Source organism: Actinomycetota bacterium (assembly GCA_012837825.1).
Lineage (GTDB): Bacteria > Actinomycetota > Humimicrobiia > Humimicrobiales > Humimicrobiaceae > Humimicrobium.
In genome coordinates this window covers 1-10,809 of record DUQM01000032.1, presented here as the reverse complement: position 1 = coordinate 10,809, position 10,809 = coordinate 1, and the positions used below count along the sequence as shown (strand labels likewise).

8 protein-coding genes are annotated in these 10,809 nt (G+C 34.6%); all 8 read left to right on the top strand.

Features of this window, described 5'->3' with window-relative positions; genetic code table 11:
* On the top strand, positions 1–1,465 hold a 1,465-nt coding region (locus GXZ93_02685), incomplete at its 5' end, for a sugar ABC transporter ATP-binding protein (protein ID HHT78689.1).
* A gap of 84 nt (positions 1,466–1,549) precedes the next feature.
* Complete coding sequence (locus GXZ93_02680) at positions 1,550–2,479, top strand: ABC transporter permease (protein HHT78688.1); 930 nt, start codon at positions 1,550–1,552, stop codon at positions 2,477–2,479.
* A 129-nt stretch (positions 2,480–2,608) separates the two neighbouring features.
* On the top strand, positions 2,609–3,799 hold the full coding sequence (gene nagA / locus GXZ93_02675; protein ID HHT78687.1) for an N-acetylglucosamine-6-phosphate deacetylase: 1,191 nt from the start codon (positions 2,609–2,611) through the stop codon (positions 3,797–3,799).
* Positions 3,800–3,844: 45 nt separating this feature from the next.
* Positions 3,845–4,780 (top strand): hypothetical protein, encoded by a 936-nt coding sequence (locus GXZ93_02670; protein HHT78686.1) that lies wholly within the window; start codon positions 3,845–3,847, stop codon positions 4,778–4,780.
* A 38-nt stretch (positions 4,781–4,818) separates the two neighbouring features.
* Positions 4,819–6,306 (top strand): FGGY-family carbohydrate kinase, encoded by a 1,488-nt coding sequence (locus GXZ93_02665; protein HHT78685.1) that lies wholly within the window; start codon positions 4,819–4,821, stop codon positions 6,304–6,306.
* A 60-nt stretch (positions 6,307–6,366) separates the two neighbouring features.
* Positions 6,367–8,496, top strand: coding sequence for a hypothetical protein (locus GXZ93_02660; GenBank protein HHT78684.1), 2,130 nt, complete (start codon positions 6,367–6,369; stop codon positions 8,494–8,496).
* Positions 8,497–8,751: 255 nt separating this feature from the next.
* A complete protein-coding gene (locus GXZ93_02655; protein HHT78683.1) occupies positions 8,752–9,045 on the top strand; it encodes a hypothetical protein in 294 nt (97 codons plus the stop codon).
* Between the two features lie 91 nt (positions 9,046–9,136).
* Entirely contained in the window at positions 9,137–10,516 is a 1,380-nt protein-coding gene (locus GXZ93_02650; GenBank protein HHT78682.1) for a hypothetical protein, read from the top strand.
* The last annotated feature ends 293 nt before the right edge of the window (positions 10,517–10,809 follow it).

Sequence of the window (10,809 nt, the reverse complement as noted above, 5' to 3'; positions counted from 1 at the left end):
CTGCAAAGACTTTGGGGGGGTACAGATTTTAAAGAATATTGATTTTGAGTTAAAAAAAGGCGAAATACATGGAATAGTGGGCCAGAATGGAGCAGGAAAATCAGTATTTATGAAAATACTGGACGGTGTTTATAAAAAGTCCAGTGGCAGAATGCTGATAGAGGGTAAAGAAGTAAGTTTTCAAAGCCCTATTGATGCAAAAAAAGCCGGAATTGGCATGGTATTCCAGGAACTCAGCCTCATTCCTAACCTAACCGTGGCAAAAAACATATTCTTGAATAGAGAACCCAGAAAAGGTCCTATTATTGATGATGCAAAAATGATTAAATCTTCTAGCGAAACTTTAAATAGCCTCGGTATTGACATAAATCCCAAAGCGATATTAAAAGATTTATCAATTTCCTACAAGCAGATTGTAGAGATAGCAAAAGTAGTATCTCATAATTGTAAAATAGTCATAATGGATGAACCCACTGCATCTCTCGGACAATCTGAAGCCAAATTATTATTTGATACTGTAAAAAAACTAAAAGAAAAGAGCATAAGCATTATTTATATAAGTCACCATCTTAAGGAAATATTTGAAATATGTGACAGGGTTACAGTTCTTCGTGATGGACAGAAAATATTAACGGATGAAACAAAAAAACTTGATATGTCTGTTCTTGTTGAAGCAATGTTAGGTAAAAAAATAGTTCAGACAATTAATTTTAATCCGGATAATATAATTGACAGAAATAATAAGCCTATGCTTGAAGTAAAAGATCTGAATATAGGCGGAACTGAAAAAATATCATTCAAATTATGGCCTGGAGAAGTATTGGGGTTTGCAGGCTTGCTTGGTGCAGGCCAAGAAAAAATTATTCAATCTATTTTTGGAATAGAACCAAAGCTTTCAAAAGAGCTTTTTCTACAGGGAAAAAAAGTGACAATAAAAAAACCCGAGGATTCTCTTAAATATAAAATCACTATGGTCCCCGAAGACAGACAAACCCATGGTTTGATAGTAGATCAAACCATTAAAGATAATACAGTTTTATCAATACTTGATAAATTGAAAAAATTTATTTTCTTCAAAGAAAAAAAAGCAAGGGAAATATCAAAAAAATATGTCAAAGATCTTAATATTGCTACAACCTCAATATTTAAAAAAATAAGACTTTTATCTGGAGGAAATCAGCAAAAAGTTGTAATAGCAAAAAATCTGGCTGCAGATCCTGACGTTATGATATTAAATGACCCTAATGTGGGTGTTGATATAGGATCTAAGAAAGATATTTTACAATTAATTCGTGATTTTAGCGATTCAGGGAAAAGCTCCATTTTTATATCTTCAGAATTCGAAGAATTAGCCAGAATCTGCGACAGGGTATTGGTGATGAAGAATAACATAATTGTTAAGGAATTTATTAGGAAAGAGACCGAGGAGCTTACAGAAAGCATGATAATGCATGCAGCTCAATAGTATCAATAAAAATATAATTATTATTGTAATTGTTAAAAGGATAAATGGTGTATGAACGATTTAAAACAAGTTAAAAATGGAGCAATGGCAAAATCATTAAGAATTTTAAATGAAAATGCTATTTATTTCATAATGGTTGCTATTTTTGTTTTTTTTGCCATCACTTTGGCGGACAAGGGGTTTCTTTCTGCATCAAACATAATGAATATCTTGAAACAGACATCCGTTATTTCAATACTAGCGGTTGGGTTTACTTTTGTTCTTGCCAGTGGAGAAATGGATCTATCCGTAGGTTCAACGCTTGCATTTTCTGCGCTAATTGCTGCCTTAATGCTCCAAAGATATGGAATAGTAGTAGCAGTACTCACCTCACTTGCAGTTGGTTCATTAATTGGTGTATTAAATGGTTTGCTGGTTGTAAAAGTAAGAATGCCTTCATTTCTGGCCACAATTGCAACCCAGGGCATTGTTTATGGGGCTGCAAGATGGATAACAAACATGCAGGCTGTTCCAGTGCTTAATGACAGATTTACTACTATTTTTGGGCAAGGAAGCCTGGGAGCTTTACCGGTTTTATTTATCTGGACTATTTTAATAGCAATAATCGGACATGTTATCATGAATAATACTCCTTTTGGTCGCAAGGTGCTTGCAACTGGAGGAAATAAAATCGCCGCTACTTTCTCAGGAATAAATACTGGTAATGTTAAAATACTGCTTTTTACTGCAATGGGGTTCATTGCTGCTCTTTCTGGAATGCTTTATACAGGAAGGCTGGCTGCTGCAAGATATAATTATGGAGAATCAGATTTATTTACAGTTGTTGCCGCTGTTATAGTTGGCGGTAACAGTATTTATGGCGGTAAAGGCAAAATTGTAGGAACACTTATAGGTTCAATAATACTTGGTCTCATAAATAATGGATTAATCATATTTGGCGCCAATGTTGATCAGCAGATAATTTTCAGAGGGGTGATAATCTTAATTGCCGTTGCCCTCAGCCCAAAAGAGTAAATAAAAGAGTCTTACGACAGTGACCGAATAAAGAGAGTTTATTTATATTAAAGCTTATTATTAAAAACCACAGTTGACATTAAAGAGATTAAAAATATTTTGGATTTAAAAAGTTTATAGGGGAAAAGTATGATTAAAAAAGACTATATTATAAAAAATGGAGTTATTATTTCGCCCTTTAAAACCATAAAAGACCGCAATCTCGTTATTGAAGGTGGAAAAATAACGAAATTACTTAATAAGGATATTAATTTCATTAATGAAAATAATTATGAAATTATAGATTTGAAAAATGAACATTTTATAAGTCCGGGTCTTATAGACATCCATACTCATGGAGGTGGGGGAGAAGACTGCATTGATGGTAATCTTGAAATCATATCAAAATGTAAATTAAATCAGGGAATAACAGGATATCTCCCTACACTGATTGCTTCTCCCATAAGTATGATATTCAGTGCATTTGATAGAATAAATACTTTTATAAAGGATAAAAAAAATAAAAATCTTCCAAGAATTCTTGGTACACATATAGAAGGAATATACTTAAGTCACAAGTATCGTGGTGCTCAAGGATTGGAATTTTTAAGGAAACCTGACCCAAGTGAATGCAAAGAAATCATAAATAATTCCCATGGACTATTAAAGATAATGACCCTTTCACCAGAACTTGAAAACTGCATTGATGTTATTGAAGTGCTTTCCAGCAAGGGTATTGTTTCATCTCTGGGACATTCAGATGCAAAGCCAGACGATATTGCAAAAGCAATCAATAAAGGTGCAACCCATATTACACATGCTTTTAATGCCATGGGTGAGATGAGCCATAAAGAACCTGGGGTGAGAAGTTCCGGATTTGAAAGCTATATTCTTATACGTGATGAACTTAAGCTTGAGGTAATTGGAGAGTTGACTCATGTAGATCCAAACATAATGGAAATGATTTTTCGATGCAAGGGTGATGAAAATATAATCCTCGTGACCGATTCCCTAAGTGTAAGCGGTCTTCCGGCTGGAAAATATAATATAGGTGTGACAAAGCTAAACCTTGCTGATGAAAATCCCTATGTCGCAAGACTTGAAGACGGAGGGTTAGCTGGCAGTACAATACCAATGATTAAAGCTGTTCAAAATTTTTATGAAAACACTTCAGCAACTTTAAACCAGGCTATACGAATGGCTTCATATAATCCGCTTCACTCTCTTGGGTTAACTAGTAAAAAAGGAAGTATCGAAATCGGAAAAGATGCTGACTTAATAACCTTTAACAAAGACTTTGCCATCAGGGATGTATTTATAGAAGGAAAGAAAGTCCTGTAAAAGCCAGAGCAATTAAAATGTTTACATATACGGAGGTAAAAATTAATGGAGAGATTTGACTACAGTCCTTCAAAATGGGTTCCTTACAAAAACAAGGAGCTTTTAGAAAAAGCCAGAAGGATTAAAAGAGGAGACATGTGCAACCACCCTAATCCCGACTTTAAGATAAAAGTTGTAAGGGATTCTGATGTCGAGCTTATCTGGGTTGCTGACATGTTTTATAGAATAAAGAAAGCTGCTGATGAAAACAAAAAGATAGTGATGATACTTCCAAACCCCGCACACTGTTATCGTAAAGTAGCTTATTTGATAAATAAATTCCAGGTAAACTGTAAAAACCTGTACACATTTAATATGGATGAGTATGCTGATGAAAACGGAAATATTGCCCCTGAATCTTATCCTCAAAGCTTTATGAGATCATTAAAACAATATTTCTATTACCAGATAGACAAAGACTTAAGGCCTGATGAAAAAAATATTCAGACTCCCACAAATAACAATATAAAAGACTACAGCAAAATGATACAAGAGCACGGAGGTGCCGACATATGTTACAGCGGGCCGGGATGGACAGGACATCTGGCATTTATTGAACCAGATGCTCCTGAATTTAGTGCTAAAAGCCTTGAAGAATGGAAAGATATGGGTGCAAGAATAGTTACCCTAAGTCCTTTTACAATAGCCCAGAACTCACTTCATGGAAGCTTTGGCATGAGCGGAGATCTTGCTCTTGTTCCTCCAAGGGCTGCAACAATAGGTCCAAAAGATGTAATAGGAGCAAAGCACAGAATAGACATCCATGCCCTTTCAGTGTGCGGTACAGCAGTATCATGGCAAAGACTTGCAACAAGACTGTGTCTTCATGGAGAAATTACGCCTCTTGTTCCGCAGTCCATTCTTCAGACACTAAGAACCGATGTATATGTTTCTGAGACCATAGCAAGTGATATAGAAAACAACTGGGAAACAGGATATTGATTATTGGTTTGATGACGGGGGGAGAAAAGGATTTTCCTATGAAAGAATGTTATATCTGTATAGATCTGGGAACAAGCAGGATAAAATGTTCTCTTATAAATAAGGATGGTAATTTCATTTACTATTCAAAAAGAGATGCAAGTACTTATTATAGAGAAATAATTTACCAGGATCCTGACGAGTATTTAAGAATAGTTTTTGAAGAAATCAATAAGATGAAAAACAGGCATCCGGATCATTTTAGCAGAATACATTCTTTAATGATTTCCGGACAAATGGGCGGTGTTCTTGGCATAGATAAAGATTTTAATATTGTTTTCCCCTGGAGCTATTCAGTTGACACAAAATACAATGAATATCTTAGCATGCTTGAAGATAATTACAGAAAAGAAATAAGAGAATCTTCCGGTGGGATAGCGACTATGGCAGCCAAAATCATTTGGATAAAAGAAAGATTTCCTGATAAATATACCAGAGTAGAAAAATTTATTAATTTAATGTCTTATGTTGCTTCCAGGCTCTGCGGTCTTTCCTGCAAGGAAGCTTTCATTGATTGTAGCTGTCTGACAATGACCGGAATAGCTGATATTAAAGCCTTGAGCTGGAATAAAGAACTTTGTAAGGAGTTCAAAATTGATATCAGCAAACTTCCGGCAATAAAAAGAGCAACAGACAGAATAGGTGTAATAAAAAGCAGTGTATTTGAAACCATTAAGGATGTAGAAGTAATAGCTGGTTGCGGTGATCAGGTTGCAGGGTTTATAGGAGCAGGGATTAATAAAAGAAATGACCTCATAGATGTCTCAGGAACCTACACAATACTGGGCTATTGCGGCAATACCTATATTTCGGATACTGAATATGAGAGCCTGCATTCAATATATTCGGGTATTTCAGATATCTATTATCAGATAGCAATTATTGCTGCAGGTGGCTATACACTTGACTGGTTTCTGAAGAATTTCAATTATATTAGCAAGAGAGATTCATTATTGAAAAAAACAATTAATGATAAGGAAAAACTATATTTCATCCCTCATTTTGGTGGAAGATATAGTCCTTCCCAGCCACATTTCAGAGGAGGCTGGATAGGTGCAAAATGGGAACATGATATTAATGATTTTTATAAATCTATCCTTGAATCTTCCGGCTATGAGCTCTATAACGCTTTTAATACTATAAAAAAAGTCAATAAACTTGATGATGACAGATTTAGCAGCATTAAAGTAATCGGTGGTGGTTCTCTTAATGATTATGAAAATGAAATAAAGGCCAGCATTCTTGATTTGGATTATGTAAGACTGAACAATCTACCGTTTGAACTGATAGGAGGATTTTTGATTTCTAAGTTTGGAAACGAAATAAAAAAAGGATACGAATCACTTTTAAGCAGCCAGATAATAAGAGTTGAAAAAGAATATAAACCTAAGGAGCCAATGAAGAAATATTATGAAAATCCAAAAAACAAATACTTAAAGATAATCAATAAATTAGAGGAAATATATTCTGAGATAAATTCCAATTAATAATATTTCAGAGCCGATTTGCAAATTGTTTGTATCTAATAATGAAAGGAGTATTTTGTAATGACATTCCAGAACGATTCAAAGATTAAGGAAATGTTGAACTATTTAAATAAATCTCCGCATGATTTTAATTTTAATGGTGAAAACCTGATAAGTATTATTGGCAAAGATATCAGAATTGCCATACCATCAGGTTTTCCACGTTTAGAAATAGCTGCTCAGGATTTTAAAGATTTTTTATCAAAATCCGGACGGATTAATGCATTTGTTAAAAAAATTACTGCTGAAGAAAAATCAAACGGGTTTATTATAAATATTTCTGATACTGATAAGAACGATGATTCCTATAATATTATTTTGCAGGACAATGTCTTAACAATAATTGGTAATAGTGAGATGGGTGCAGTACAGGGTTTATACTACACTGAAAGACTTCTGGTTAAATATAATGGCTTACTGCCTGAAAATTTAAAAATAGAACGCAAGACTTCTTTAAAAAGAAGAATAACGACGACAGCATTCAACCCTCCGATTGGGTGGCCTGAAGATAATGCTTATCTGGACGGATATCTTTCAAGAATGTCTCATTTCGGATATAACGGTATTTTTATAACGGATAAATTCTTTACCTATGCACTGTCGGAGGCAATACCTGAACTGAATGCCTCGGATAGAGACAAAGTTATTGATTATTTAAACAATCTTACGGAAAAAGCAGATAAATACGGCATTGGCCTTTATCTAATTCCAAGTATGATAATAAGCCCGAACTCTTCAGTTTTTCAGAACCATCCTGAGTTAAAAGGTGCGAAATTCTGGGAAGGAAGCCATTGTCTGTGCTCGTCATCTCCGGTAGTGTTGCAGTTTTATAAAGAAGTTGTGGCAAATCTTGTCAAAGATGTTCCATTACTAAAAGGACTTATTCTGATAATTGGAGGGGAATGTTTTCTTCACTGCTATACAAGAGCGATTGGAAAAGAAAAGACTACTTCATGTCCTCGTTGTGTAAATGAAGATCCTGTTAAGTTAGTTAGCAGACAGGTAAGAGCAGTTCTTGACGGAGCGTCTGGAAAAATAGATATTATTGTCTGGCCTTACAGTGCATTTTACTGGTACAGAGGAGATAACGATTATCTTGATTTGATAAAAGCTCTTCCTGAAGGAATTGCAGTTATGGAATCTCCAAGTAAAGATTCCCCACTAACACGTCAGGGAGTGACCGCACCTGCATTTGATTGTGATATTAGTGTAACTGGTCCATCAGAAAGATTTAGAAGAATAGCAAAGACAGTAAAGGAAAAATCATTTGATCTGATAGCCAAAACAGATTCATCTTCCACAATAGAAGCTTACAGTATCCCTTATATTCCGGTGTTGGGAAGATGGTATGAAAGACATTCAGAGCTAGCAAAGATAGGGATTGACGGAATGCTGGGATGCTGGCACATTAATGGTTTTACCGGAACAATGAGTGATGAGCTTGCTTATGAATGTATGTGGAGTCCCCTAAAAGACAAAAAAGAATGTCTTTCAGAAATAGCTCAGAAGTTTTTTGGTAAAAACTCAATAAAATACTGTATTGACGCGTGGGAATCTTTTAATAAAGCATGGGATTATTTTCCGTTTTCTGCAGCAATGACAGGACTGCCATATTTTAGAGGCCCTTTTCATTTTGGCCCGGCCCATCCTTTGGTACTTGATGTTCAAAATGAATCAAAACTGCCGGGTGATTTTTTTCACAAGCAGAATGTAGATAATGAATTTTGTGATGATGAAGAAAAATTAAAAGAAATAAATAAAACCCCTATGTTTTTCAGCGATTTGATCTGGACTCTTCCATATGGATATATTTCTTTTGAAAATGCACTTTTACAGACTTTGAAATTCTGGAATGAAGGGTTGATGCATTATTCAAAGGCAATTGAAAAAGCTGATAATAAAGAAATTGCTCATACAGAATACGGAGTAGCTGATATGTTTAAATGCATTCTTACAACTGCCTATAATGTTCTAAGATTCCAGAAACTGAAAATAAAACTTTATGAAGGTGTAAAAAATCCGCAGGAATTAGAGAAAATAATTAATTCTTTTGTCCAGGTTGCAAAAGAAGAGTTGGAAAATGCAAAAAATGCTATAAAGCTAGCAAATGAGGATATAAGGATAGGGTATGGAGGCTATACCTATAAATAGTTCACTCCTGAAATAATTGAGAAGAAAATCAAGCTTACAAGAAACCTTATTGAGAAGGAAATTCCGGATTTTGCCTATCTGCTTTACACAGTGCTTTTTGGAATTGTAAGGTAGTTTTTGACCTTATCTGAACTTAACAGAGAAGAGATTTTGCATGCTGTTTTTAAATATTTTAAAGGAAAATAAGAATTTATAAATAACAAATAAAAAGGATAAAGAAAGGGATTAGAAATGAAAATCATGCAAAGGGCAATTTTGAAAATTGTTCCAGGAAAATCGGACGTGGCGATAGAACTTCTGAAAAAAGAAGAAGAATTCAGAAACAAATTAGGGGTAAAGCCATGGAAAGCGTACAGATGCATTGCTGGCAGAGATGCAGAAGATATGAATACATTTTATTTTGATACCGAATGGGAGAGTCTTGCAGAATTTGAGCAATTTGTTGAGAAGTTCGGTTCAATGGAAGAAATGACTTCACTCACAGAAAAATGGAAGCCAATTGTTGCAAGCCATGAGATGGAGATTTATACAGTTATTGAAAATCTCTGAGGATATTTGGTAAATATAGTGGAAAAAAAATATTTAAAACCCTTCCGGAAAATCTTTCGGAAGGGAAGAGTTTTCAATAAAGGAGACTTTAATGACTTGCAAAGTTAAATCAATCTCATTAAATAAAATAAATAAATACTTTGATGGACAATGGCAGGGTATGCGAGTTGCATCTGACGGCTCTTGCTATTTTGGTTCCTCCACTCATTCTCCAAAGCACGGAAGCAGTTTTTTCAGGTTTAACCCTTCTAATGAAGAACTTGAAATTCTTGCTGAAGATATGACAGAAATATGCGGTGAGGATTTGAGCAAAACGTCTCCTCAAGGAAAGATACACAGCCCAATAGTCGAAGCCGACGGGTGGATTTATTATACAACCCATCTGTCAAACTACTGGGAAGAAGCAATGCTAAAATATCCCGGGGCTCATGTAATAGGATATGAAATTTCTACTGGAAAATTCAGGGATTTTGGAATAGTCAAAGCAGGTTACACCATTTATTCAGCGATAAACGTAGACAGAATCAATAAAAAACTGTATGTTTTTTCTGTTCCTTTTGCCCAAAAGGACATGGAAAAAGATGGAAGTCATTTATATCAGATAGACATAAAGACAGGAGAAAAAGCAGATCTAGGCAAAGTTCCGAAAACAGGAAGAGGTGCTTGCTTCTGGTTTTATGTCGATGACTCAGGAAAATGCTGGTTTACTGTCTGGAAAAAATTTAATCCTGCATTATGGACCGATGATAATGACTTATATTGTTATGAACCTGATTCAGGTACTATCAAATCATATAGAAACGTCTTACCTGTTGGAAAACTGTCTCCAGACGGAAGACTTGCAGATGAAAATTTAAAAAAAGAACGAAGCTGGACTTGGGCTGAAGGGATCAACAATAACAAGCAATGTCTGTTTACAATGGGATGGCTTGGTGGAGGGGATGAAAGGCTCTGGCTTTTTGATCCGTCAAAGGATATTAAAAAAGGAGAAGCTTTTCAGCCACTAGGATATATTGGGGCGACTTTCCTTTCAGTTGCATGTAATAGTAACAGAGTTTTTTATATTCAATATAAGAATCTGGATGATGCAAGGAAATATTGCTCCGAATTTATCAGGGAATTTAAAAAAGAAAATATTAATTTTGAAGACGAGCTACACTTAAGAAGCATTTCCTTAAATCCCGAAGATAAGCAGAAAATAATAGATCATGGCATAATTATAGACCAGGATAACAGAAATGTTACAATGATAGAATCTATGGCGGCGGATGACAATGGAAACATTTTCTTTAATGGAAGTTGGGATTCTTTATCTGTGGAAGAATCGTCACATCAGTATATCTGGCAGGGATTGAAAGATGATTATGCTGAAATGTGCGATACTTTCAAGGGTGAAAAGATTAACACCCATAAATTAATGAACAGAGGCCAGTTCTTTTCTTACACAAACGAACAGGATGATCTTAAGTAATTTTTTAAGTATAACTTATTTACTGTTGTCATAGTCTGCTTTCATATAAACTTAAAATCAAAAATATAGCTTGGTTACTGCTTATTGTTTTCAAGCTATATTTTTGATTTTAAGATCTGCAAAATAGTAAAAAACCAATTTTAGAAATTTGAAGTAATACTGATTCTATATACCATTTTTATAGATTCTTACCTTTTCATCATCTGAAAAATTATTTTTTGCAACATAGTTTTTCAGAGGCATAATTTTTTCATGAAAAGCATCTATGATCCATTCAGGCTGAGGAAAGAAAT

Excerpts from the sequence above, each read along its gene's own strand:
- nagA (HHT78687.1), top strand. The coding sequence starts at position 2,609 with ATGATTAAAAAAGACTATATTATAAAAAATGGAGTTATTATTTCGCCC.
- GXZ93_02670 (HHT78686.1), top strand. The coding sequence starts at position 3,845 with ATGGAGAGATTTGACTACAGTCCTTCAAAATGGGTTCCTTACAAAAAC.
- GXZ93_02665 (HHT78685.1), top strand. The coding sequence starts at position 4,819 with ATGAAAGAATGTTATATCTGTATAGATCTGGGAACAAGCAGGATAAAA.
- GXZ93_02650 (HHT78682.1), top strand. The coding sequence starts at position 9,137 with ATGACTTGCAAAGTTAAATCAATCTCATTAAATAAAATAAATAAATAC.
- GXZ93_02660 (HHT78684.1), top strand. The coding sequence starts at position 6,367 with ATGACATTCCAGAACGATTCAAAGATTAAGGAAATGTTGAACTATTTA.
- GXZ93_02680 (HHT78688.1), top strand. The coding sequence starts at position 1,550 with ATGGCAAAATCATTAAGAATTTTAAATGAAAATGCTATTTATTTCATA.